General features: G+C 70.2%; 24 protein-coding genes and 1 pseudogene. 17 read left to right on the forward strand and 8 right to left on the reverse strand.

Annotation, left to right across the window (positions count from 1 at the left end):
• The first annotated feature begins 114 nt into the window (after positions 1–114).
• On the forward strand, positions 115–618 hold the full coding sequence (locus ABD932_RS38430; RefSeq protein ID WP_345020390.1) for a MarR family winged helix-turn-helix transcriptional regulator: 504 nt from the start codon (positions 115–117) through the stop codon (positions 616–618).
• 214 nt (positions 619–832) lie between these two features.
• Here the strand turns inward: ABD932_RS38430 and ABD932_RS38435 are convergent, their stop codons facing one another.
• On the reverse strand, positions 833–1,063 hold the full coding sequence (locus ABD932_RS38435; RefSeq protein ID WP_345020392.1) for a winged helix-turn-helix transcriptional regulator: 231 nt from the start codon (positions 1,061–1,063) through the stop codon (positions 833–835).
• A 158-nt stretch (positions 1,064–1,221) separates the two neighbouring features.
• Here ABD932_RS38435 and ABD932_RS38440 point away from each other — a divergent pair, with 158 nt between their 5' ends.
• The 5 genes from ABD932_RS38440 (at position 1,222) to ABD932_RS38460 (ending at position 5,242) form a co-directional block, all read left to right on the forward strand.
• Complete coding sequence (locus tag ABD932_RS38440; RefSeq protein WP_345020394.1) at positions 1,222–1,695, forward strand: carboxymuconolactone decarboxylase family protein; 474 nt, start codon at positions 1,222–1,224, stop codon at positions 1,693–1,695.
• A 114-nt stretch (positions 1,696–1,809) separates the two neighbouring features.
• Positions 1,810–2,598 carry a patatin-like phospholipase domain-containing protein gene (locus tag ABD932_RS38445; RefSeq protein ID WP_345020395.1) on the forward strand — a complete coding sequence of 263 codons (789 nt, stop codon included), beginning with the start codon at positions 1,810–1,812 and terminating at the stop codon, positions 2,596–2,598.
• Positions 2,595–3,818, forward strand: coding sequence for a macrolide family glycosyltransferase (locus tag ABD932_RS38450; protein WP_345020396.1), 1,224 nt, complete (start codon positions 2,595–2,597; stop codon positions 3,816–3,818). The genes ABD932_RS38445 and ABD932_RS38450 overlap by 4 nt, the downstream gene beginning before the upstream one ends.
• Positions 3,819–3,821: 3 nt before the next feature.
• Complete coding sequence (locus ABD932_RS38455) at positions 3,822–4,307, forward strand: hypothetical protein (protein ID WP_345020398.1); 486 nt, start codon at positions 3,822–3,824, stop codon at positions 4,305–4,307.
• Entirely contained in the window at positions 4,304–5,242 is a 939-nt protein-coding gene (locus ABD932_RS38460) for a hypothetical protein (RefSeq protein ID WP_345020400.1), read from the forward strand. Before ABD932_RS38455 ends, ABD932_RS38460 begins: the two co-directional genes overlap by 4 nt.
• A 7-nt stretch (positions 5,243–5,249) precedes the next feature.
• On the opposite strand, the gene ABD932_RS38465 is transcribed toward ABD932_RS38460, so the two are convergent.
• A complete protein-coding gene (locus ABD932_RS38465; RefSeq protein ID WP_345020401.1) occupies positions 5,250–6,155 on the reverse strand; it encodes a UTP--glucose-1-phosphate uridylyltransferase in 906 nt (301 codons plus the stop codon).
• Between the two features lie 257 nt (positions 6,156–6,412).
• Here ABD932_RS38465 and ABD932_RS38470 point away from each other — a divergent pair, with 257 nt between their 5' ends.
• From ABD932_RS38470 to ABD932_RS38495, 6 genes are all read left to right on the forward strand, one after another.
• Positions 6,413–7,153, forward strand: coding sequence for a class I SAM-dependent methyltransferase (locus ABD932_RS38470; protein WP_345020403.1), 741 nt, complete (start codon positions 6,413–6,415; stop codon positions 7,151–7,153).
• Positions 7,154–7,238: 85 nt separating this feature from the next.
• Positions 7,239–8,135, forward strand: coding sequence for an RNA polymerase sigma-70 factor (locus ABD932_RS38475; protein WP_345020405.1), 897 nt, complete (start codon positions 7,239–7,241; stop codon positions 8,133–8,135).
• 103 nt (positions 8,136–8,238) lie between these two features.
• Positions 8,239–8,736: an Ohr family peroxiredoxin gene (locus ABD932_RS38480; RefSeq protein ID WP_345020406.1), complete on the forward strand. Its 498-nt coding sequence runs from the start codon at positions 8,239–8,241 to the stop codon at positions 8,734–8,736.
• A 98-nt stretch (positions 8,737–8,834) separates the two neighbouring features.
• Positions 8,835–10,535, forward strand: a complete 1,701-nt coding sequence (locus ABD932_RS38485) for an FAD-binding protein (protein WP_345020947.1) — start codon at positions 8,835–8,837, stop codon at positions 10,533–10,535.
• A gap of 114 nt (positions 10,536–10,649) precedes the next feature.
• Complete coding sequence (locus ABD932_RS38490; RefSeq protein WP_345020407.1) at positions 10,650–11,396, forward strand: SDR family oxidoreductase; 747 nt, start codon at positions 10,650–10,652, stop codon at positions 11,394–11,396.
• A gap of 154 nt (positions 11,397–11,550) precedes the next feature.
• Positions 11,551–12,432, forward strand: a complete 882-nt coding sequence (locus ABD932_RS38495; protein WP_345020409.1) for a sigma-70 family RNA polymerase sigma factor family protein — start codon at positions 11,551–11,553, stop codon at positions 12,430–12,432.
• Here ABD932_RS38495 and ABD932_RS38500 read toward each other — a convergent pair.
• Positions 12,423–13,343 (reverse strand): RNA polymerase sigma-70 factor, encoded by a 921-nt coding sequence (locus ABD932_RS38500; RefSeq protein WP_345020411.1) that lies wholly within the window; start codon positions 13,341–13,343, stop codon positions 12,423–12,425. The two genes, ABD932_RS38495 and ABD932_RS38500, sit on opposite strands and share 10 nt — an antisense overlap.
• A gap of 329 nt (positions 13,344–13,672) precedes the next feature.
• Here ABD932_RS38500 and ABD932_RS38505 point away from each other — a divergent pair, with 329 nt between their 5' ends.
• The 4 genes from ABD932_RS38505 to ABD932_RS38520 all read left to right on the forward strand — a co-directional run bounded on the left by ABD932_RS38505 (position 13,673) and on the right by ABD932_RS38520 (position 17,399).
• Complete coding sequence (locus ABD932_RS38505) at positions 13,673–14,548, forward strand: ABC transporter permease (protein ID WP_345020413.1); 876 nt, start codon at positions 13,673–13,675, stop codon at positions 14,546–14,548.
• Between the two features lie 69 nt (positions 14,549–14,617).
• On the forward strand, positions 14,618–15,679 hold the full coding sequence (locus tag ABD932_RS38510; protein ID WP_345020414.1) for a taurine ABC transporter substrate-binding protein: 1,062 nt from the start codon (positions 14,618–14,620) through the stop codon (positions 15,677–15,679).
• Positions 15,666–16,484 carry an ABC transporter ATP-binding protein gene (locus ABD932_RS38515; RefSeq protein ID WP_345020415.1) on the forward strand — a complete coding sequence of 273 codons (819 nt, stop codon included), beginning with the start codon at positions 15,666–15,668 and terminating at the stop codon, positions 16,482–16,484. The genes ABD932_RS38510 and ABD932_RS38515 overlap by 14 nt, the downstream gene beginning before the upstream one ends.
• Before the next feature lie 30 nt (positions 16,485–16,514).
• The gene (locus ABD932_RS38520) at positions 16,515–17,399 is read left to right on the forward strand and encodes a TauD/TfdA dioxygenase family protein (RefSeq protein ID WP_345020417.1); all 885 of its coding nucleotides are present in this window, start codon (positions 16,515–16,517) and stop codon (positions 17,397–17,399) included.
• Here the strand turns inward: ABD932_RS38520 and ABD932_RS38525 are convergent.
• A complete protein-coding gene (locus ABD932_RS38525) occupies positions 17,350–18,201 on the reverse strand; it encodes a 4-carboxy-4-hydroxy-2-oxoadipate aldolase/oxaloacetate decarboxylase (RefSeq protein WP_345020418.1) in 852 nt (283 codons plus the stop codon). The genes ABD932_RS38520 and ABD932_RS38525 overlap by 50 nt on opposite strands.
• Between ABD932_RS38525 and ABD932_RS38530 the strand changes: the two genes are divergently transcribed.
• Positions 18,169–18,327 carry a hypothetical protein gene (locus ABD932_RS38530; RefSeq protein ID WP_345020419.1) on the forward strand — a complete coding sequence of 53 codons (159 nt, stop codon included), beginning with the start codon at positions 18,169–18,171 and terminating at the stop codon, positions 18,325–18,327. The genes ABD932_RS38525 and ABD932_RS38530 overlap by 33 nt on opposite strands.
• A gap of 296 nt (positions 18,328–18,623) precedes the next feature.
• Here the strand turns inward: ABD932_RS38530 and ABD932_RS38535 are convergent, their stop codons facing one another.
• The 4 genes and pseudogenes from ABD932_RS38535 to ABD932_RS38550 form a co-directional block, all read right to left on the reverse strand.
• On the reverse strand, positions 18,624–20,111 hold the full coding sequence (locus ABD932_RS38535; RefSeq protein WP_345020421.1) for a DEAD/DEAH box helicase: 1,488 nt from the start codon (positions 20,109–20,111) through the stop codon (positions 18,624–18,626).
• A gap of 174 nt (positions 20,112–20,285) precedes the next feature.
• A complete protein-coding gene (locus tag ABD932_RS38540; protein ID WP_126388790.1) occupies positions 20,286–20,489 on the reverse strand; it encodes a cold-shock protein in 204 nt (67 codons plus the stop codon).
• 335 nt (positions 20,490–20,824) lie between these two features.
• Positions 20,825–21,516, reverse strand: a pseudogene (locus ABD932_RS38545) (maleylpyruvate isomerase mycothiol-dependent enzyme family protein).
• A 274-nt stretch (positions 21,517–21,790) separates the two neighbouring features.
• Positions 21,791–24,115 (reverse strand): FdhF/YdeP family oxidoreductase, encoded by a 2,325-nt coding sequence (locus tag ABD932_RS38550; protein ID WP_345020426.1) that lies wholly within the window; start codon positions 24,113–24,115, stop codon positions 21,791–21,793.
• Positions 24,116–24,269: the final 154 nt, after the last annotated feature.

Consider the following 24,269-nt stretch of genomic DNA (forward strand, 5'->3'; position numbering starts at 1 on the left):
TTCCACTCCGCTGTTGGCTCGGGGATCTGCGGTCACCGTACTTCATTGGCCGACCAATGGAATGCATGGGTGAGATGATTCCCCGATCCGCACCACACCGGAGGAGCACGCACCATGCCGCCAGCATCCGAGTCGATGCAGGGAAAGGACGACGCGGTGCCCACAGTCGCCGACGCTCCCATGAGCGAGGCGATCTTCCGTGCCGCTCGCGTGCATCGGATCATGGCCGGCACCCTCCTGCGCGAGACAGGCCTGTATCCGGGCCAGGAGTTGCTGATGATGCAGCTCTGGGAGCGTGGTGAGCAGCGTCAGGCGGACCTGATCAAGACTCTTGGCCTGGATCCGTCCACCGTCACGAAGATGCTGCAGCGCCTCGAACAGTCCGGCTTCGTCACCCGCAGGCCGTCCGCCACCGACCGCCGGGCCGTCGTCGTCAGCACGACACGGGCCGGCCAGGCCCTGCATGACCGGGTCCTGCAGGCGTGGCGCGACCTGGAGCAGGTCACCGCGCACGGCCTCACCGGCGAGGAGTGCGAGCAGGCGATGTATCTGCTGTCCCGGATCGAGGCGAACCTCACGGGCGGTTCGGGCGATGACGGCGCCGAGTCGGCCCTTTAGCCGCTCGGCCCCCAACTGGCGGGACCCATGCCGGCGACGACCACCGGGTGTGGTTCCGCCCGCCCCTTCCGGATCGTCCGCGCCGCCCAGGCAGACGGCAGAGCCAACGGATCGAGGTGCAGCCCGCGTCCGCGGCAAGGAGACGCCGCTGCGCCCGGTCCGCACGCCCGGCAGGAAGGAGAACCGGCCGCGACGCGACCACTCCGGAGTCGGTCTATGCCACGAGCGGGCCGGTGCAGGCCGCGCGAGCGGCTGCGATCTCGCCGCCGTACTCCTCGGCCCACTGCCCGAGCGCCGCCAACAGCGACCTCAGCGACAGGGCCAGACCCGGGGCCTCGTACTCGACCCGCGGCGGAACCTCGTCGTAGTGGGTACGAGCCACGAAGCCGTCGCGCTCAAGGTGCCGCAGCTGCTGCGCGACGCAATCTCTTGGTCGGCCAATCATGGCGATGGCATCGGGTCACGGTCGGGCTTCGACGAGGCCCGCCTGCCAGAACCGGCTCCGACTCCATCGCCCAGACGCAGTTCACACAACGTCCTGTCACACATGGCGTGTCGCCCTGGTCAGTAGTGCGTATCCCGCTACTCGGCAAGGAGATCACCGTGGAACCCCGTCTCGACTACTTCGGCAACCCCCTCGCAGGGAAGGTGCTCAGGCACATCAACTCGGCAAGCAAGCTGGTGGCGGACTCGGCGCTCCCGGCCACGGTCCAGGAACTGGTGAAGATCCGCGCGAGCCAGATCAACGGCTGCGGCTTCTGCACGGACATGCACACCAAGGACGCCGCCCTCGCCGGGGAGACCGCGCAGCGCCTCCACCTGGTCGCCGCCTGGCGCGAGGCCAAGGTCTTCACGGAGGCCGAGCGTGCCGCGCTGGAACTGGCGGAGCAGGGCACGCGCATCGCCGATGCCGCCGGTGGTGTCACCGACGAGGCGTGGGCCAACGCCGCCAAGCACTTCGACGAGGACCAGCTCGTGGCCCTGATGTCCCTCCTCGCCGTCATCAACGCCTACAACCGCATCAACGTCATCAACCAGCAGCCTGCCGGGGACTACCAGCCCGGCCAGTTCGGCTGAGGGCAGCTGCCAGGGCATCGGCACCGACCCGGTCACCCGGCCGACGTGTCACACAGCGGGTCGCCGTCCGGTCCTGGTCGTTGCCAGCCCGATGCGTGACGAGAGAGGTGGATCATGACGGGAGCCAAAGGGACACGTCACCTTTCGCCGGATCCGTCGGCAGGAGACCCGTCGGCGGGCTGCGCGCACTCCCTCGTCCCGTCGGGCGCCCTCGACGGAGCCATCGCGGCCGCCCACCCCGACCGGGCCGCGCCCTGGCTGGACCACGTGTGGACCCAGTTGCGCCGCCGGGAGGTGTATCCGCTCGGCTACCTGTCCTCACGGGCCGGCGTCTTCACCGATCGCGGTCCGCGCCGGCTGATCGCGCGGGCCGGACTGCCGGACCGGATCGAGGAGTTGGCGGTCCCGTTCACCGCGGTGGCCATGGACCGGGTCACCGGCGCTCCGGCACTGCTCGACCGCGGAGACCTCGAGTCCGCACTGTCGGCCGGCGCGGCCATTCCCGGGATGCTGCCTCCGGTGGACCGTGCCGGCCGAACGCTCGTGGTGTCGACCGGACCGGAGAGCTCGCCGCCCGGCTCCGTCGGTCCGCGCCTGCGTGCCAGTGCGATCGCCCCCAGGGCCGGGATGCTGCTGTTGCGCCATCAGATCGCGCGTGACCTGCACGAGGTGTCCCGGCACATCCCGACCGTCGTGCTCCCCACCGGCATCGAGGCCTGGCCCGCCCCGTGGGACTTCGGGCATGCCCAGCAACTGATCAGCACCGCGTCCCGCACGGCGGGGCGCTTCGTCGACGGGCTGCGCATCGACGGGCCCGGCCTGTACCGGGCCGACGGCCCTTCGACGCCATCCGCCGTTCCGGGCGGGACAGCGACTTCATCCGTAGTGGAGGCCGGTCTGTGAGTACCATCGCGTTCCTCAACATCGGCATGCACGGGCACATCAACCCCACGCTGCCGGTCGTGGCCGAGCTGGTCCGGCGTGGCCACACCGTCACGTATCACACCTCGCCCGCGTTCCGTGCGGAGATCGAGGCCGCCGGCGCGAAGGTCCACCTCTACCCCGGGGGCGACCAGCCGCTCCCCGATCCGCCGACGCCGGTCACGCTGATGGAGTCGCTGGCGCGCACGACCGTCGGCCTGCTGCCCGCCGTGCTCGACGACCTGCGCCGCGCCCGACCCGACCTGATCGTCCACGACAGCTCCTGTCTGTGGGGCGCGGTCGCCGCCCGCGAGCTGGGTGTGCCGACGGCCTCGTCGTTCACCACGTTCGCCTTCAACCGGCATGTCCCCAGCCCGACCCGCGGCTCATGGGAACTGTTGGCCATGGCGCGCAGACAGCACCGCAGCGTCCAGGGCTACCTGCGGGCCCGCTGGGAGCTGCGCCGCCGCTTCGACGCGCGCGGGCTGCCCCCGCTCGACCTGCTGAACATCCGCCAGCCGCTCAACCTCGTCTACACCTCGCGGACGTTCCAGCCCGCCGCCGAGCACTTCGACGGGTCGTACCGTTTCGTCGGCCCGAGCATCGGCGCCCGCCCGGTCGACCCGGCGTTCGACGCCGAGCGGCTCCGGGACCCGGTGCTGTACGCCTCGCTCGGCACGGTGTTCAACGCCGATCCCGAGCTGCTGCGCACCTTCGCCACCGCGCTCGCGCCGCTGGGCGGCACCGTGGTCGTCTCCACCGGGCAGACCGATCCCGACGCGCTGGGTCCGCTGCCGGCGAATGTGCTCCCCCTGCGTTTCGTGCCGCAGCCGGAGGTGCTGGCCCGCGCGGCGCTGTTCATCACCCATGGCGGGATGAACAGCGTCAACGAGGCCATGTACGCAGGGGTCCCGATGCTGGTGGTGCCGCAGGGCGCCGACCAGCCGATGATCGCCCGTCGCGTCGTCGAGCTCGGCGCGGGCCTGTCGATCCGTACCCGGGACGTCGCCAAAGGCTCCGTGCGTTCCCTCGCCCGACGCCTGCTGCACGAGCCCGGGTTCCGGACGGCCGCGACCACTCTGAAGGCCGCCCAGCACGACGCGGGTGGATACCGGCGGGCGGCCGACGAACTCGAGCGGTACGTGCACACGGCCGCCCCGGTCCGCCAACCGGTCCCGACCGATCCGTCCCGGCGAGGCTGAGCGATGTCCGCTGTCGTCGTCCTGCTGCTGTTCGCCGGATGGTCGGAGGCCGCCGGCCGCATCCTGCCCCTGCTGGCACACCGGCCCGGCATGCCGCGCACGCTGGTGGGCGGGTCGCTGCTGGCTGCCGGCCTGGTCGAGGCCGCCGTGTTCGCGCTGTGGCCGCTGACCGCGTGGACCCTGGCCGAGCTGGTGGTGTCCACTCCACCGCCGGGTGACGGGTTGGAGTGGACGCCGGGCCTGGTCGCGCCGCTGATGCTCGCCGCCGTCCTCGCGTTCCCCTTGCTCGGGCCGCTGCTCCACCTGCTCCTCTTCGTGGGGGTCGGCGCCGGTCTGGCCGACCCGCTAGCGACGGCGTCCGGGCTGGGCTGGTGGGCCGCCGCCGGCTGCGTGGCCCTCGCCGGGGCCGGACTCGGGGTCGCTGTAGAGGCCGTTCGGCGTCTGGTCGTGAGGATCAGCACGCCCCGGACGACGGAGCCGATCGTATGAACGACTTCCTGCTCTGGGCCTGTGTGCTCGGGCCGGTCCTGCTGGCCGAGGGTCTGCTGGCCCGCTACGAGGTGCTGGTCTACAGCGCCGGCTTCCGGGCACCCACCACCGATCTTCCCGAGGGCGTGCCCTACGCCCGGGGAGCGGCCGCCGACCGGCCCCCGGACGCCTACCTGGTCTACCTGGACGGCATCGGGAAACGCCGCTTCCGCGACACCCGGGACGGCGGTCAGCTGGTCAAGGCCGTGCTCGCCGGGGCGCCGGAACTGCGCGTGCTGGGGCAGGTGCAGCCGTACTCGCCGCTGGCCGATCCGCTGGCCGATCGGCCGGTGTGGGCGCGGCTGCGCCACCACGTCGGGCTGCTGCTGTTCCTGCACAACGTCATGCAGATCTTCGTCGCCGCCGATCACCGGTACCGCCCCCTGTACAACCGGGCCGTCGGCTCCCAGATCGCCACGCAGCTGCAGCTCGCCGGCTACCGGCCCGACAGCGGTGTCCCCGTGGTGCTGCTCAGCTACAGCGGCGGCGCGCAGGTCGCCACCGGCGCGGTCGACGAACTGCACACCCGGTTGCGCTGCCCGCTCATGGTGATCACGCTCGGCGGCTTCCACAACGGCGCCAACGACCTCACCCACGCCGAGCACGTGCATCAGCTCACCAGCGCGTACGACCGGATCGAGCGGGTCGGTACCTGGATCTTCCCGCAGCGTTGGCGTCTGTTCCGCCGCAGCGGATGGAATCGCGCCCGCCGGGCCGGGAAGATCACCGTGCATCGGCTCGAGCCGGCCACCCACCTCGGTCCGCGCGGCTACATCAGCCCGGAGGCACAGCTGCCGGACGGCCGTACCTTCCTGGATCGCACGACCGACACCGTGATCACGCTGATCCGCGCCCGGCACGGAGCGACCGCGGGGACGGACAGCCCGGCGCGCTGAGAGCGGCTCAGCTCTTGGGTTCCTCGTCGAGTCCGGAGACCAGGCCGCGCAGAAGGGGGCCGTACTCCGGGTGGGCGAGGGCGAACGCCATCTGGGCGACCAGGTAGTCGGCCGGGTTGCCGGTGTCGTACCAGCGGCCCTTGATGACCTGGCCGTAGACCGCGCGGGTGGCGGCGTAGGCGTTGATGGCGTCGGTCAGGTAGACCTCGCCGGTCCGGTGCTCGTACCAGCGGCGGGTCTGCTCGCGCAGTTCGTCGATGATGCCGGGGGTGACGACGTAGCCGCCGATGGCCGCGTACGACGACGGGGCGGCCGCCGGCTCGGGCTTCTCGACCAGACCGGTGATGCGCAGCTGGCCGTCCCCGAGGTCCTCCTTGACGATGGGCACGCCGTAGCGCTGGGACTCGGTGGGGTCCATCGGCAGCAGGGCCAGCACCGGGCAGCCGGTCTGTTCGTAGGCCCGGATCAGCTGCTGGGCGCGGGGGACCTCGGCGACGAAGACGTCGTCGGGCCACAGCACCAGCACGGGCTCGTCGCCGAAGGAGCGGGCGGCGTTGAGCACCGGGGTGCCGTTGCCGTACGGGCCGTACTGGTCGAGGTAGGTGATGTGGCCCTGGCGGGCCAGCTCCGCCACCTCCTCCACGGCGTCGGCGTACGCCGTCTTGCCGTCCTTGCGGAGTTGCTCGACGAGGGCGGGGTTGGGGCGGAAGTGGTCCTGGATGAGGCTCTTGCCGCCGGAGACCACGATGGTGATGTCGGTGATGCCGGAGTCCACCAGCTCGCGCACGGTGTGCTCGATGACCGGCTTGTCACCGACCGGGAGCATCTCCTTCGGTGTCGCCTTCGTCAGGGGCAGCAGTCGGGAGCCGAGTCCGGCGGCGGGGATCACAGCCCTGCGAATGGTCGGGGACATCACTTCTCTCTCGTCGACGGTCGCGCCGGACCGGCGGGCACGGCACATGGTCGACGCTACCAACGCCTGCCGCGGCCCCGCCGGTCGACCGATGCGCCGACCACCGCACCGGACCGCGGCCGCCTGCCCGCCCCCGACAGGGGTACTCGGCACGAGCAAGCATCCCGTCGGCGCCATGGCGCCGGTCGCACTGTCACAGGTGCGCCACCTGACTGGTCTGGCTTCATATGCTCCCTTCCCTGTCAGATGTGTCCGTCGTGCCACCCCGTCGGGAGGCACCGGACGCGTACGCGATCAGCGCCGAGTTCTACGACATCCTGCAGGCGGACCAGGACAGGGCACGCGTACGCCGCTTCTACGGCCGCGCTGTCCGCAGCGCCCGCCGGGGTGTGCTGGACGTGGGCGCCGGCACCGGGCGGGTCACGTTCATGAGCCTGGCTCGATCGCGGGCTCCGGTGTTCGCCGTCGAGCCCACGCGCTGCATGCGGTCCCTGCTGATGACGCGCCTGGCGGCGCTGCCCGTGGACGTGAGGACGCGCGTCACCGTGTACCCGCACCGGCTCGATGAGGCCGCCCTGCACGAGGTGGCCGACGTGGGCATATGCCACAACACGATCGCCTGCCTGCACCCGACCTCGCGCCGGGCCCTGTGGCCGGCGGTCGCCGACGCGCTCGTGCCCGGAGGGGTGTTCCTCGTACAGCTCCCGCCCGACCGCCTTCCGGACGGCGCGGCCACCCATGCCCTCCCGGCTCAGAAGGTGGGCCGCCACGAGTACGGGGGACGCATGGTGATGTCGGCCGACGCGGACCGGATCCGGACGCGGTTCGACTACTGGGTGCGGGACGAGAGCGGTGTGCTGCGCGCGTACACCGAGACGTTCTGGATGTGGCCCGCGTCCCGTGCGGAGGTGCTCGGGGAACTGGCGGGGTGCGGGTTCGTCCCGCTGCCGGAACGAGCCGATCCCGCCGTGCTGGCCGTACGGCTCGGGCGGCGTTGACGTGCGCCCTTTGAAGGCGGGTCCGGACGGCGCGCGCCCTGCCCTGCCCGCTTGTAGCCTGGTCGTCCAGGACTGGAGGACATCCATGCGCGCCGAGGACGACGCGGGCTCCCTCGACCGGGCGACCAGGCAGTTCATGGCAGCGCGCCCCCAGCTCTTCGGCATCGCGTACCGCGTCCTCGGCAGTGCCGCGGAGGCCGAGGACGTCGTCCAGGAGGCGTGGCTGCGGTGGCAGCGGACCGACCGCGCCGAGATCCAGCAGCCGACGGCGTTCCTGGCGACCGTCACGACCCGGCTGGCGATCAACGTCGCCCAGTCCGCCAGGATGCGGCGTGAGTCGTACGTCGGACCGTGGCTTCCGGAGCCGGTCGACACCCGTACGGATCCGCAGCTCGGTGCGGAACGGGCCGAGGCGCTCGACCTGGCGGTGCTCCTCCTCCTCGAGAAGCTCAACCCCGTGGAACGGGCTGCCTATGTGCTGCGGGAGGCCTTCGACTACCCGTACAAACGGATCGCGGACATCCTGGAGACGAGCGAAGCCAACACGCGCCAGCTGGTGACCCGCGCCAGGAAGCACCTGGCAGCGGAGCGCAAAGCGCCGGCCGGACCCACCGCTCACCGGCGTCTGCTGGAGGTGTTCCTCGCCGCGGCACGGACCGGCAACCTGTCGGAGCTGGAGCAAGTCCTCACGGAAGACGTGGTCAGCTACACCGACGGCGCGGGGATGCGCGGGGCCTCCCGGATCCCGGTCGTCGGGCGCCTTCGCGTCGCCAAGTACCTTGCCGCCTTCGCCCCACGGTTCTGGCCTCCGACGGACGTCCGCTGGGTCGAGGCCAACGGCAGGCCGGCCGTTCTCGTCTCCGCCGACGGGAAGGCGGTGGCCCTGCTCTGCGCCGATGTGTCGGATCGGGGTATCGAACGCGTCATGTGGGTCATGAGTCCGGCCAAGCTGGCTCCGTACGTGGCTTCGCTGGCCGATTGAGTGCCCGGCTGCGGCCCGGGGCTGTCACAAGTTAGGTGACCGGTCGGTCAACCAGCTGTCCCGGACCGGGAGTTCCTCGACGAGGCAAAAGGGTGCATCGACCATGAGCGAGCAGTTCGGGTTGCCCGACCTGTCCATCGAGAAGGACTACGTCGGAGAGTCCTTCTCCCCCATCTACACCACGACGGTGACGGTGAGCGGCGGGCCGGCGAGTCACGGGCGGGCCTCCGGCCGGGCACGCTCGTCCGACGGCGTCCTCGATCTCGACCTGCGCATGCCTGCCGAACTGGGCGGAGACGGCCGCGGGACGAATCCCGAGCAGCTGTTCGCGGCCGGTTTCGCCGCCTGCTTCCACGGTGCCCTGAGCCTGGTGGCGCGCCAGGAGGAACTCGACCCCGCCCCGATCTCCGTGGAGGCGACCGTGGCCTTCGGGCGGGATCCTGGAGACGGCGGCTACCTGCTGCACATCGACCTGGTGATCAGGTGGCCGCACATCGACCCGGAGATCGCCGCCCCGCTCCTGGAGAAGGCGGACTCGCTGTGCCCCTACGCGAGGATGGCATGGCAGGGAACACCGACGACCATCACACTGGCGTCCTGACGGAACCTTGTCACAGATCCTCCGACGGCCCGGTCGTAATGAGTGACGCCCCCTGATCGGAGAAGACCGTGGCTATCACCGAACAACGTCTTTCCACCATGGTGCTGGTGATCGGCACCGGCGGTGCCGGCCTGCGCGCGGCGATCGAGCTGGCCGAGGCCGGTGTCGACGTCCTCGCCGTCGGCAAACGCCCCAAGGATGACGCCCATACGGCGCTCGCCGCCGGAGGAATCAACGCGGCGCTGGCCACCATGGATCCCGAGGACAGCTGGCAGCAGCACGCCGCGGACACGATCAAGGAGAGCTATCTGCTCGCCGACCCCCGCACCGTCGAGATCGTCACGCAGGGCGCCGGCCGGGGCATCGACGACCTGGAGCGCTACGGCATGGCCTTCGCCCGGGAGGAGGACGGCCGTATCTCCCAGCGGTTCTTCGGCGCGCACAAGTTCCGGCGGACCGCCTTCGCCGGCGACTACACCGGCCTGGAGATCCAGCGCACGCTCATCCGGCGCGCCGAGCAGCTCGACATCCCCGTGCTCGAAGGCGTCTACATCACCCGGCTCCTGGTGCACGACGGGGCCGTGTTCGGCGCCTACGGCTTCGACCTCGCGAACGGAAGGCGCTACCTGATCCACGCGGACGCGGTCATCCTCGCCGCGGGCGGCCACACGCGGATCTGGCGGCGCACCTCCTCACGGCGCGACGAGAACACGGGGGACTCCTTCCGCCTGGCCGTGGAAGCCGGTGCCCGGCTGCGCGACGCGGAGCTGGTCCAGTTCCATCCCTCAGGGATCATCGAGCCGGAGAACGCGGCCGGCACCCTGGTCAGCGAGGCCGCCCGGGGCGAGGGCGGGATTCTGCGCAACGCCCTCGGGGAACGGTTCATGGCCCGCTACGACCCCGACCGGATGGAGCTGTCCACCCGCGACCGCGTGGCCCTGGCCTCCTACACGGAGATCAAGGAAGGACGGGGCACGCCCAAGGGGGGTGTGTGGCTCGACGTCTCCCATCTGCCCCGGCAGACGATCATGACGCGCCTCCCCCGCGTCTACCAGACGATGCTCGACCTACAGATGCTGGACATCACCCGCGACCCCATCGAGATCGCGCCCACCGCGCACTACTCGATGGGCGGCGTGTGGGTGCGTCCCGAGGACCACAGCACCGACGTGGCGGGGCTGTACGCCATCGGTGAGGCGTCGAGCGGGCTGCACGGGGCCAATCGCCTCGGCGGGAACAGCCTCATCGAGCTGCTGGTCTTCGGCCGCATCACGGGGCAGGCGGCCGCCGCCTACTCACAGTCCCTGACCGCGCAGCGCCGGTCGGCGTCGGCCGTCGCCGAGGCCCGTGCGGAGATCGACGATCTTCTCGCGGCGGACGGGCCCGAGAACGTACGCGCCCTGCAGCGGGCCATCCGCAACACCATGACCGAGCACGCGGGGGTCGTACGCGACGAGGAGGGCCTGCGTGCGGGGCTGGCGGAGCTCGCCGTGATCGAGAAGCGGATGGCGGACGTCGGTGTGCACCCGGACATCGCCGGCTATCAGGACCTCGCGCACGCCTTCGACCTCAAGTCCGCCGCCCTGGCGGCCCGCGCCACCCTCGAAGCGGCGCTGGAGCGGCGCGAGACCCGAGGCTGTCACAACCGCAGCGACTACCCCGACCTCGATCCCGCTCTGCAGGTCAATCTCGTGTGGTCCCCGACGACCGGTGTCACCCGCGAAAGCATTCCGAGCGTTCCGGACGAGATTTCCGCCCTGATGGAAGAGGTCTCGACGGACGGAAAACTCGCCGAATGACCTGATGGCGCCGCGCGGAGAATTTCCTCGATTCCTGCGAGGCACCTGTCACATACCGAGACCCTGTCCTGTCTCTTCTGGTGCAGACCGAATTTTTCCCGAGAGGAATCCGCTATGAAGATCGTCGTGATCGGTGGAACCGGGCTCATCGGTTCGAAGCTGGTCGGCAAGCTCAACGAGCACGGGCACGAGGCGGTCGCGGCCGCGCCCAACACCGGCGTCAACACGCTGACGGGCGAGGGTCTCGCCGAGGTCCTGAAGGGCGCGTCGGTCGTGGTCGACGTGTCCAACTCCCCCTCGTGGGAGGACGAGGCCGTCATGAACTTCTTCCGCACCTCCACGGCCAACCTCCTCAAGGCGGAGGCCGAGGCCGGCGTGACGCACCACGTGGCGCTGTCCGTGGTCGGCACCGACCGTCTCCAGGAGAGCGGGTACTTCCGGGCCAAGCAGGCCCAGGAAGACCTGATCAAGGAGTCCGGCATGCCCTACTCCATCGTCCACGCCACCCAGTTCTTCGAGTTCGTCAGGGGGATCGCGGACCTGTCGACCGACGGCGACACCGTGCGTCTGTCCCCCGCCAGGATCCAGCCCATCTACTCCGACGACGTGGCCACGGCCGTCGGCCGCACCGCGGTCGGCACTCCCGTCAACGGTGTCGTGGAAGTCGCGGGCCCCGACGTGTTCCAGCTCGACGAGCTGATCCGCAAGGCACTCGCCGCCAAGAACGACCCCCGCACGGTCGTCACGGACCCGCACGCCCCGTACTCCGGTGCCGAGCTGAAGGAGAACACGCTCCTGCCCGGTCCGGACGCGCAGATCGCCGAGACCAAGTTCTCCGACTGGTTCGCGCGGCAGCAGTAGAGCGATAACGCGGCAGCGGTGAAGCCTCCGATGTGGCCCCTTCTTTCCGGCGGGGGCCACAAAAGGTTTCGGGTTACAGGGGCTGAGGTCCCACATCTGTACGGGTAGCCGAACCCTCCCGCGGGACATCTCACTGGGAAAGGAGGGATGCCCCATGGCGAGTGGGGAAGACGCGGTGCCGATCGCCGAGTTGCTCGACGAACGGCGGCATCTGCTGGATGTCGCGTACTGGATGCTGGGCAGCAGCCGTGCGGCCGAGCGTGTCATCGACGAGACCTACCGGCGGTGGTTCCGGTTGCCGGATCCGGCGCGGGCACAGATCACGGCGCCGCGGGCCTGGCTGGCGAAGGTCGCCGGAAGTATCTGTCTGTCCCGGCTGGCCGCGCCGGGCCGGGACAGGGAGCGTGCGGTCGCGGAGGCGGCCGCCGGTGCGGGTGCGGTGGCACGGGGGATGCTGGCGGAGGAGATCAGCGGGGTTCTGCTGGATGCGCTGGACTCCCTGTCGCCGGCCGAGCGGGCGGCGTTCGTCCTCAACGATGTGTTCGGGATGGCGCCGGGCGCGGTGGCCGACATCGTGCGCCGGACCGAGCCGGAGTGCGCCGAGTTGGCCGACCGGGCGCGGCGCAGTCTGCGGGCACGGCGTGCGCGGCCCACACCGGCCGAGGAGCACGATGCGGTGGCACGGGCGGTGCGTGAGGCGTGTGTGACGGAGGACGAGGCGGTTCTGGCGTCGCTCGTGGCGGCCGATGCCACGGCGTTCTTCGACGGCGGCGGCAAGGTACGGGCGCTGGTCAAGCCGGTGCACGGCAGTGCCCAAGTGGCCCGCAGCCTGCTGACGTTGCTGGCCCGGCAGCCACGGACCGGCGTGCACACCCATCCCGTCAACGGCCGTACCGGCCTCGTGGTGCGCTACGGCCGTCAGGTGGCCGCGGTCATCAGTCTCGACATCGCCGGTCCCCACGTCGTACAGGTCTGGGTCACCCTCAACCCCGACAAGCTCCGCACCTGGAACCACCCCGGCCCCGCTCACCCCTGAACGCGCGAGGGCGAGTCGAGGAACGCCGCGATCTTGCTCGGGTTGAACACCCACATCAGCTGGTGAATGCCCGCGGGCGAGGCCGCCAACGTCATGAACGTCGTCGGCTGCCCGTCCCGGTACAGCAGCACCGCGCCGCGTCCGTTGGCCATGACGTGGCGGACATCGACCCCGCCCCAGAACCGCCGAGTGGCGGTCGCCAGGTTCGCGACGCGTGCGCGGCCCAGCACGGGGACGCGAGCGGCGCCCCGGATGCCGTTGCCGTCGGACAGGCTGACGGCATCCGGCGTGAGGAGAGCCTCCAGCGAGGTGACATCTCCGTTCCGCGCTGCCGAGACGAAGGCGTCGAGGAGCCGTCGGTGCTCCAGGGTGTCCACGGTCCCCCGCTGTTCGGCCGCGAGATGCTTGCGTGCCCGGCTCACGATCTGGCGGACGTTGACGCTGCTGAGCCGCAGAATCTCCGCGATCTCGGAGTAGGCGTAGTCGAACGCCTCCCTCAGGACGTACGCGGCCCGCTCCGTGGGATTCAGCCTCTCCAGTACGAGGAGCAGAGCCAATTCCAGGGCTTCCGCCCGCACCGCGCCCACTTCGGGATCGTTGCTCGTGTCGACGGGCTCGGGCAGCCACGGTCCGATGTAGGTCTCGCGGCGCACCCGAGCGGACTGAGCGACGTTGATGGCCAGCCGGGTGGTGATGCTCGACAGAAAGGCCACGGGGCTGAGCACTACGGAACGGTCGGTCCGCTGCCAGCGCATCCAGACTTCCTGAACCACGTCCTCGGCCTCGGCCGCGCTGCCCAGCATCCGGTACGCGATGCCGAAGAGCCGCGGACGGAGCTCCACGAAGACGGAAACGGCGTCGTCCAGGGTGCTTTCCGTGGGGCTTTCCGTGGGGGACGTCTTGAGTTCCATGCTTCATAGACCGAGCAGCCCGCTGTTCTGTGACAGCGATTTCGAGCGGGGAGAGAGGCGTCCCGAGGCGTGTTCCAGGGAATGGACGCCTCTTGGTGGAGAGCCGCGGCTGCTGTACACATGTGCCTCATGAGTCCCGAGCCCTTGGTGCGACGCCTGGTCATCGACCTGTGCCGACGCCCGGGCGCGTGTTGTCGCTGAGCGAGCCCTTTCTGATGCGCCCTGCCGTGCGGTGATGGCACCCGCACCACCGCACCAGGGCGGTTCCCGCGCCCTGTCCCTGGGCGCGCTCTCTCTTCGTTCGGCATCACTCTCGCTCGGGGTCGTCCATGTCCACGATTTCCCCTCTGTCCAAGCCTGATGACACCACGTCACCCGCCGACGTTCCGCGCGGACCACGCTCGCCGGCACGGGGCGTGTGGGCGCGCGTGCGCCATGTCGCGCTGCCGTTCGGCTCGTTGCTGCTCTTCCTCGCCCTGTGGCAGCTGCTGGCGGCGAGCGGGACGTGGAGCGAGACGCTGGTGCCGTCGCCGGCCAAGGTGTGGGACGCGTTCGTCGACGTCTCCACCACACACGACGGCGTACGGGGCTACAACGGCACGACTCTCGTCGAGCACCTAGGCATCAGCCTGCGGCGCATCGCGCTCGGCGCCGGTCTCGGTATCGCCGCGGGCGTGGTCCTCGGGCTGCTCATGGGCACCGTCGGCTGGGTGCGCTCCCTGTTCGAACCTTGGATCACCTTCCTGCGGACGCTGCCGCCGCTGGCGTACTTCTCGCTGCTCATCATCTGGCTGGGCATCAACGAGGAGCCGAAGGTCACGCTGCTGGCCGTGGCCGCCTTCCCGCCGGTGGCGGTGTCCACCACCACGGCCGTCGCGGCCGTACCGAAGAGCCTGATCGAGGCCGCCCGTGCGCTGGGCGGGTCACGGTGGGACGTCGTCAGGGATGTCGTCGTCCCGTCCGCCCTGCCGGAGACGCTCACCGGGATCCGGCTCGCCGTGGGGGTCGCCTACTCCTCCCTCGTCGCCGCCGAGTTGGTCAACGGTCTGCCCGGTATCGGCGGCATGGTGAAGGACGCCGCCAACTACAACAACACCCCTGTGGTGCTGGTCGGCATCATCGCGATCGGCGTCTCCGGCCTGATCATCGACGGCCTGCTGCTGCGGCTGGAACGCACGGTCGTGCCCTGGCGCGGTCGCGCGTAGGCCCCTTCCTCCCCGCACGGTCCCCTCTCCGTAGCGCCTCCCTCCCCTTTGCACAGAAACGGCCCCGTCATGTCTCCTGTCCCCCAAGGTCCGTCCCGCCGTCTCCTCCTCGCCGGCGCCCTGGCCGCCGTCTCCGCGGCCGTCACCGGGTGCTCCTCGGACAGTGAGGCGTCGGCGTCCGGCGGCTCCAAGCGGCTGCGCATCGGCTACTTCGCCTTCCCCAGCGGCGACTTGCTGGTGAAGAACAGAAAGCTGCTGGAGAAGGCGCTGCCGGACTACGAGATCACCTGGATCAAGTTCGACTCCGGCGCGAGCGTCAACCAGGCCTTCCTCGGCAAGTCCCTCGACATCGCCGCGCTGGGCTCCAGCCCGTTCGCCCGCGGGGTGTCCGGCAGTTCACCGATCCCGTACAAGGTCGCGTGGATCCTCGACGTCGCCGGCGAGAACGAGGCCCTCGTGGCGCGCAAGGCCACCGGCATCACCGACGTCGCCGGGCTCAAGGGCAAGAAGATAGCCACACCCTTCGCCTCCACCTCGCACTACAGCCTGCTGGCGGCGCTGGCGGCGGCCGGACTCGAGCCGTCCGACGTCGAGCTCATCGACCTGCAGCCGCAGCCGATCCTGGCCGCCTGGCAGCGGGGCGACATCGATGCCGCCTACGTCTGGCTGCCGACCCTGGACGAGCTGCGCAAGGACGGCACCCAGCTCACCAGCAGCAAGGAGATCGGCGCGGCGGGCAAGCCGACCCTCGACCTGGCCGTCGTGTCGGACGACCTGATCGCCCGCGACCCCGAGGCGATCGAGGCCTGGCGCACGGCGGAGGCCGAGGCGCTGCGCCTGCTCAAGTCGGACCCGGACGGCTCGGTCAAGGCCGTCGCGGCCGAGCTCGACATCAGTACGGCGGACGCCGAGGCGCAGCTCGCGCAGGGCGTGTTCCTCACCCCGGAGCAGGTGGTCTCCGCCGACTGGCTGGGCTCCGACGACAGCCCGGGCAAGCTGCTCACCTACGTCACCGACACGGCCCGGTTCCTGGCCGACCAGAAGCAGATCGACGCCGCGCCGTCCGAGGACGTCGTCCGCAAGGCGTTCTATCTCAAGGGGCTCAAGGGGCTGTCCGATGACCTCAAGTGAGATCACCGAGGCCGAGGGGGCGGTGGACACGGCGCGCGCCGGATCCGTCCGTATCGACCACGTCATCCACCGGTACGGCCGGGGCGGCGAGGCGTTCACCGCCGTCGGGCCGGTCGACCTGACCGTGCCGGCCGGGGAGTTCCTGGTCCTGGTGGGCGCCTCCGGCTGCGGCAAGAGCACGCTGCTACGGCTGATCGCCGGTTTCGAGCGGCCCACGCAGGGCTCGGTGCGGGTCTCCGGCGCCGAGCCGCGGCCCGGTGAGGCGGCCGGTGTGGTGTTCCAGTCACCGCGGCTGTTCCCGTGGCGGACCGTGCGGGGCAATGTCGATCTGGCGCTTCGGTTCGCGGGTGTGCCCCGCGCCCAATGGCCCGAGCGACGCGCGGAGTTGCTGGCCAGGGTCGGTCTCGAGGGCACCGAGAGGCGGCGCACCTGGGAGATCTCCGGCGGCCAGCAGCAGCGCGTCGCGATCGCCCGGGCCCTCGCCGCCGAGAACCCGCTCCTCCTGCTCGACGAGCCGTTCGCGGCCCTCGACGCACTGACCCGGGAACGGCTCCAGGAGGACGTCCGCCGGGTGACCGAACGGACCGGGCGGACCGCGGTGTTCGTGACGCACTCGGCGGACGAGGCGGTGTTCCTCGGCTCCCGCATCGTGGTGCTGACGAAGAGCCCCGGGACGGTGGCGCTGGACCTGCCGATCACCCTGCCGCGCGGTGACATCGAGGCCGAGGAGCTGCGTGGCTCCCGCGAGTTCGCCGAGCTGCGCGCGCGGGTCTCCCACGCCGTCAAGGCCGCCGCCGCGGCCTGATCCCCGTACTCACTCCGAAAGGACACACAGGTGAGCATCCTCAGTGAGCGGCCCGCCGTGGCCGAACTGCCGATCACCGCGCTCGGCCCCGGCTTCGGCGCCGAGATCCACGGCATCGACCTCGCCCGCCTCGACGACGACCAGGTCCTGGCAGTGCGCGAAGCACTCGTGGCGTACAAGGTGCTCTTCGTGCGCGGCCAGCACGGCCTCGACGACACCGCGCAGATCGAGTTCGGCAGACGCCTGGGCGAGGTGACCGTCGGGCATCCGGTCCACGACTCCGGTGACGTGCCCCCCGAGGTGTACTCCCTCGACAGCCAGGACAACGGGTTCGCCGACGTGTGGCACACGGACGTGACGTTCGTACGGCGGCCCCCGGCGATCTCCGTGCTGCGGGCCGTGGTGCTGCCGCCCAACGGCGGCGACACGAACTGGGCCGACAGCCAGCTCGCCTACGAGTCGCTGTCGCCGGGCCTGCGGGCGTACGTCGACACGCTCACCGCCGTCCACGACGGCAGCAGGGAGTTCGGCTACTACCTGGCCCAGCGCAGGCAGGGCAAGGGCAACCTGTGGGAGGGCGAGGTGTTCACCGAACTGACGCCGGTGGAGCACCCGGTGGTGCGGGTGCACCCCGAGAGCGGCCGCAAGGGCCTGTTCGTGAACCCCGGCTTCACCTCGCACATCGTGGGCGTCTCGGAGTACGAGAGCCGGGGCATCCTCGACATCCTGTACGCCCACCTCACCAAGCCCGAGCACGTCGTACGCAATCGCTGGCAGCCCGGTGACGTCGCCCTGTGGGACAACCGCAGCACGGCCCACTACGCCAACCGCGACTACGGCGACCGGCATCGCGTCATGCACCGCATCACGTTGCGCGGGGACACCCCGGTCGGTCCGGCGACCGCTTCCCGCTGACCGGGCGTACGCCGACACGGGCGCGCGGGCTCCGACAGGGTCTCCCGCGCGCCGGCCGTCGGGCTGCCCGCCGGTACGCCACGTGCCGAGCGGCGGGCCGACGCGTCACTCGTCCTCGATCACGAGCCCTTTCGACGTCGGCAGCGGCGCGAGACCGCACATCTCGACGACGGTTCGGCCCGCCCGGTACGCGGCGATGTAGCCGGCCTCCGCGTGCACCCGCTCGCTCCTGCGACGCGGTGGCCACCTCCGCGGCGTCTTCCCGACGGACGACGACCACGCCGTCGGCGTCGGCCCGCATCACATCGCCCGGCCGGACGAGGACGCCGCCGACGGTGACCGGTTCGCACATCGGTCCGACGGTCTCCTTGACCGTGCCCTTGATGGAGATGCTGCGCGAGAAGACCGGGAAGCCCAGGGCGCGCAGATCCTCGGTGTCCCGGACCCCCGTGTCGGTGATCAGGCCGCCGAGGCCCTTGGCCCGGCACGCGTTGGCGAGGGCGTCCCCGAAGGAGCCCGCCTCCTCGTAGGCGCCGGCGGAGACGACGATGACGTCGCCCGGGCGGGCGTAGCCGATGGCGGTCTGCAGCATCAGGTTGTCGCGCGGCGCGCGCTGGAGGGTGAACGCGGGGCCGCACAGGGACATGCGGTGGTCGACCGGCTTGATGGCCGACTCCAGGGCCCCCAGACGGCCCTGTGCCTCATGGATGGTGGCCGAGGAGTAGGCGCTGACGAACGCGAACCCATGGGCGAGGACCTGTCCCCGCTGGTGGCGGAACCGCGCATCGTCACGCTGCCCCACATCGCATCGGCGACGGAGACCACCCGGGCCGCCATGGTCGACCTGGCCGTCGACAACATCCTCGCCGCCCTCGCCGGACACCCGGCCCGCACGCCGCTTCCCGGGGGCGCAGAGGCACACGCATGAGCCCGCGATGACGAACGGTCTCGCAGCGTCCAAGGGTGCGTCTCCTGTCAGAGACGCCGTCCAGCCGGTGGCTCAGCCTTTTGTCGGCGCCCCTCAGTACGTCCGGGCGGGCCACGGAAGGCGTGGCGCGGGCGCTGTCGGCGGCCTGGTGCGCGGCGTCGGTGACGATGCCGATGCGCGTTGACCGGCACCGAGACCTTCCCCCGAGCCCTACCTCCCCGTCCCCGGGCACCTGCCCAGATTGTCAGGCAGCCATGTGGCAGTGCCCCCAAGGGAATTCGTCAGCCCTGCACGGCCTATGCGCCACGACGGACCCGGGCTGCCTTGCGCGCCTCGGCCATCTGGCGTGCCTCAGCGGAGCGGCGAGACTCGCCACCGCCGCTGCCGGCCCGCCCCTGGCGGGTGCCCAGACCTCGGAAGGGGACACCGCCGCGCTTCGGGCGCTCGGCGACCGGCCCACTGCCGTTGAGGGGGACACCGGAGGGAGCCTGGGCGCCGGTGATGCGGCTCAGCTCCGCTTCGCCGGAGCGGACCTGCGTGATCTGGGGCCTGATGCCCGCCTCGGACATGAGGCGGGCCATGTCCCGGCGCTGGTTGGGCAGGACCAGCGTGACGACACTGCCGGACTCGCCGGCCCGGGCGGTACGGCCGCCGCGGTGCAGGTAGTCCTTGTGGTCGCTGGGCGGATCGACGTTGACGACGAGGTCGAGGTCGTCGACGTGGATGCCGCGGGCCGCAACGTTGGTGGCCACCAGGACCGTGACGTGGCCGGTCTTGAACTGTGCCAGGGTGCGGGTGCGCTGGGGCTGTGACTTACCACCGTGCAGCGCCGCGGCCTTGACGCCACTGCTCAGCAGGTGCTTGGTGAACTGGTCGACAGCATGCTTGGTGTCCAGGAACATGATCACGCGCCCGTCGCGGGCGGCGATCTCGGTGGCGGTGGCGTACTTGTCGGCGCCGTGCACCTGCAACACGTGATGCTCCATGGTGGTGACGGCGGCCGCCGACGGGTCGACCGAGTGGACCACCGGGTCATGGAGGTAACGCCGGACCAGGAGGTCGATGTTGCGGTCCAGCGTGGCCGAGAACAGCATGCGCTGGCCGTCGGGGCGTACCTGGTCCAGCAGTTCGGTGACCTGAGGCATGAAGCCCATGTCCGCCATCTGGTCGGCCTCGTCCAGGACGGTGATGTTCACCCGGTCCAAGCGGCAGTCCTTGCGCGCGACGAGATCCGCGAGGCGGCCCGGAGTCGCAACGACCACCTCGGCCCCGGCACGCAGCGCGCCTGCCTGCCTGCCGATCGACATCCCGCCGACCACAGTGGCCAGCCGCAGCTTCAGCAACCCGGCGTACGGGGCGAGCGCATCGGCGACCTGCTGGGCAAGCTCGCGCGTGGGGACGAGGATCAGAGCCAGCGGCTTCCGCGACTCGGCACGCTTCCCGGCCGTGCGCACGAGGAGCGCCAGGCCGAAGGCCAGCGTCTTGCCCGATCCGGTGCGCCCGCGGCCCAGGACGTCGCGCCCTGCGAGGGAGTTCGGCAACGTGACGGCTTGGATCGGGAACGGCTTGTCCAGGCCGAGATCGGTGAGCATCTTCAGCAACTCGGCGGGCATGTCCAGTTCGCCGAAGGTCGCAGCCGCGGGGAGGGCGGGGGTGAGGGTGACCGGCAGCGCAAACTCCCCCTGTGGCGCGGAAGGGCGGCGTCCGTTGTCGCCCGAACCGACATCGGGGTGACCCTGACCCCGGGGCCGGAAACGATCGTTCGTGCTGGCTGAACGGCTCATGGAGAACCTTCCTCGACGGGGCGCGCGTCGAGGAATTCCCGACAGAAATGAGCCGGATGAATTGCAAGAACGAGCCGAAAGTAAGACTGAGGGAATTTCACCGGAATACAGAAAAGCAGCAAGCTGAGGCTTCACCAAAAGGTGCGAGCCCCAGCTGCCTCATACGCTACGACGTCAGGCGGGAGTGATGTTCTCCGCCTGCGGACCCTTCTGTCCCTGCGTGATGTCGAAATTCACCTTCTGGCCTTCCTGGAGCTCACGAAAGCCCTGGGCGGCGATGTTCGAGTAGTGGGCGAAGACGTCGGGGCCGCCACCGTCCTGCTCGATGAAGCCGAAGCCCTTTTCCGCGTTGAACCACTTGACGGTGCCGGTAGCCATGTCACATCTCCTTCGGGGCAGTGCCCAGAGGCCCACACCGTGTGAGCCTTGCGTTGCGACAATGAACCCCGTCCGGATGAGCACCGGAGACACAAAGCGCTCGACGACATATAGCCGCCGAGGTATTTGAATTTTCGGGAACCACAACTGCAACTACCGTCAAGCTTAGCACGGTACATGCACCCGCACTAACTCTTGTGCGTAGCTCCGGACAGCCGCGCGGGCCTGCACGAACTCAAATACAGGCGAAGGTTAATTTTCAGTTTGCACAAGGCGCGACCAAGGGGAAATCGCCCCATCACCTTCTGGGTGCGGCCTCGACGCAGCAGTGTCCATCAGTAGACGATGGACACGATCCGGCAGGCGGCTTCGGCGATCTGGCGCTCTCCGCTGATGCGGACTCGGGCGAGGGCGGTGCCAGGATCAATGCCGCGGGTGCAGAGCCGCCAGGCGGTCTCCGGGTCCAGCCGCACTGATGCGGTCGGCCGGCCGCCGGGGGCTTCGGCCAGTGACCAGCGGTCCGCGGTGGCGGTCACGGTCCAGGTGCCGCCGGCCGCCTCATCGACGACCACCAGAAGTTGTGTCCCGGCGGGCGCGGGCGTGTGACGCAGTGTGTGGGGCAAGGCCCTCATGAAGGTGTCCAGGACCGCGGACAGGGCGTCGGGCTCCGGGTCGGTGTCCTGCCCGGTGGCGTGGCGGATCTGCTGGCGGTGGGTCCAGTACTCGGTGAACTCCCGGGCGATGTCAAGCCACTTGGGCGCCGGATCGGCCCCGGCCCAGGACACTCCCATGCCAGTTGTGTCGAGGTCGGCGCCCTCGAATTGACGGGCGACCTGGGTCCCGGCAAGCTCCAGGGCCTCGATGAGCTCGGCGGTCAGCCCGGGACCGCGGTCCTGCTCCACTCGTCGCGCCGCAGACCACGCAGCAGGTCGAGGAGCGACGCCAGCTCTGGCCCGAACAGCGGGCGAGCGTCGATCGGCTCGCCCAGCCAGGAGGGGTCGGACACGTAGTGGGACTGGAGAGTCATGGTCAAAGCCTGTCAGCCGGGAGGCTCGGCCTTCCATCGAATACCCCTGACCTCACTGGGGGTTGCCGAGGTCGCGTTCGTAGCGATGAACTCCCGTATCCCGGCAGCGAGATGGAGGCCCACGAGGCGCACGTTGCCCATGCGTGGCACATCCGCGAGCGCCGGCCCGCCCGACAGCAGACCCTCCCCGTCGGCATCCCGGCTGCGACCGGCAGTTCCCGGACATTCCCAGGGCCGTTGGCCGCGCAACACTTCTCCGGGTGCGGCGTCGGTCCTACCCGCTTCTGTCCTGGGCCTCCGAGATGCCGGCTCCCCCATTGGAGGGTTCGAGGCGGATCACGATGGATTTGGTCGCGGGAGTGTTACTGGTCTCGGCCGTGGAGTCCAGTGCGACCAGCACGTTCGTCTCCGGGTAGTAGGCGGCGGCGCAGCCACGCGGTGTCGGATAGCGGACGGCGCGGAAGCCGGGGGCGCGGCGTTCACCGTCAGCGTTGACGCTGACCAGATCCACCCGATCGCCGTCGTGCAGGTGGAGGTCGCGGAGGTCGTCCCCGTTGACGAAGACGACCCGCCGTCCGCCCTTGATGCCGCGGTAGCGGTCGTCGAGGCTGTAGACGGTGGTGTTGAACTGGTCGTGCGACCGAACCGTCGTCAGCAGCAGATGTCCCGGCGGGACTTCGGTCGCAGTCGGTGGGTTGACGGTGAAGCGCGCCCTGCCGGTCGGTGTGGGGAAAGTGCGGGAGTCGCGCGGTGCCCGGGGGAGCATGAAGCCGCCGGGCTGACGGACGCGCTGCTCGAAGGCGTGGAATCCGGGGACGACGTGCTCGATGTGGCGGCGGATCAGGGCGTAGTCGTCGCGCATGTCGCGCCAGCCGAGGTCGGCGCCGAAGAGCGCGTGCGCGAGGTCGGCGATGATCGCGACCTCGCTGCGCAGGTGCGGTGATCCGGGAACGAGCCGTCCGCGCGACGAGTGCACCATGGCCATCGTGTCCTCGACGGTGACGAACTGCTCGCCGGAGGCCTGCAGGTCGCGTTCGGAGCGGCCGAGACAGGGCAGGACAAGGGCCTCGGTGCCGTGGCACAGATGGGTCCGGTTCAGCTTGGTCGCGACATGGACGGTGAGGTCGCAGTTGGCCAGTGCGGCCTCGGTGACCTCGGTGTCGGGCGTGGCCGAGGCGAAGTTGCCGCCGAGGCCGATGAACACGTCGACCTCGCCGTCGCGCATGGCCTTGATCGAGTCGACGGTGTCCAGGCCGTGGGCACGGGGAGGTTCGAACCCGAACTCGTCGCGGAGCTTGTCCAGGAACGGCTCGGGCATCTTCTCCCAGATGCCCATGCTGCGGTCGCCCTGGACGTTGCTGTGCCCGCGGATCGGGGCGGGCCCGGCACCGGGGCGTCCGATGTTGCCGCGCAGCAGAAGGAAGTTGACGATCTCTCGGATGGTGGCCACCGCGTTGCGGTGCTGGGTGAGCCCCATCGCCCAGCAGACGACGACACTGTCCGCGGCGAGCACGTCGGCCGCGCAGTCCTCGATCAGGCGGCGGGACAGACCGGCCATCGTCTCGATCCGCGACCGGTCCAGGGCACGCCATGCCGCTGCCGCCGCCTCGAAGCCGTCGCAGTACCGGTCGATGAAGTCGTGGTCGAGGGCGGAGCCCGGATGAGCGTCCTCCCGCTCGATCAGGGCGCGGTTCAGGCTCGCGAAGAGGGCCAGGTCGCCGTTGACGCGGACCGGGAGCCAGCGGTCGGTGAGCTTGGTACCCGGGCCGATCAGGCCGCGTGCGGTCTGCGGGTTGTGGAAGCGGCCGAAGCCGGCCTCGGGGAGCGGGTTGGCGGCGATGACACGGGCGCCGCGCCGCTTGGCCTGTTCGAGCGCGGTGAGCATGCGGGGGTGGCAGGTGCCGGGGTTCTGGCCCACGACGATGATCAAGTCTGCGTGATCGGTGATGTCGGTGTAGGTGATGAGGCCCTTTCCGACACCGATGGTCTCGGTCAGGGCCGCGCCGCTCGACTCGTGGCACATGTTCGAGCAGTCCGGCAGATTGTTCGTGCCGAACCTGCGCGCCAGCAGCTGATAGAGGAAGGCGGCCTCGTTGCTCGTCCGGCCACTGGTGTAGAAGACGGCACGGTTCGGATCGGCGAGGCCGCGCAGGCGGTCGGCGGTGAGCGCGAGCGCGTCCTCCCACGAGATGGGCTCATAGTGTGTCGCGCCGCGGGCGAGATGCATCGGCTGGACCAGCCGGCCCTGCGACTCCAGCCAGTGACCGTCCCGCTCCCGCAGTGCGGCGACGGAGTACTCGGAGAAGAACGCCGCGTCGACGCGTTTACGCGTGGCTTCCCAGGCGACGGCCTTCGCGCCGTTCTCGCAGAACTCCGCGATCTTCCGGTGGTCGGGATCGGGGTCGCCCCATGCGCAGCTCGGGCAGTCGAAACCGTCGACATGGTTCATCGTCAGCAGCGTCTGCAGACTCCGCTTCGGCCCCATCTCGGACATGGAATACCGGACGGATTCAGTGATGCCGTGCATTCCGACGCTGGACCTCTTGGGACCTGACGATGTCGGATCCGTACCCGTCGTATCGATCGGTCGCTCAGCCATGACTGCCTCTTCGACCCGTACGGGCCCAGCTCACGGCCGGTCGGCTGCTGGTCCCTGGCTTCCCGCAGCCGACCCGTCGCCATGCATGGACGGTGAGCGTCCTCACCACGGCACCACCACCACGGCACCACCCTGGCGGACGCCCTCTCCAGTC

This window comes from Streptomyces shaanxiensis (assembly GCF_039537145.1).
Classification (GTDB): Bacteria; Actinomycetota; Actinomycetes; order Streptomycetales; family Streptomycetaceae; genus Streptomyces; species Streptomyces shaanxiensis.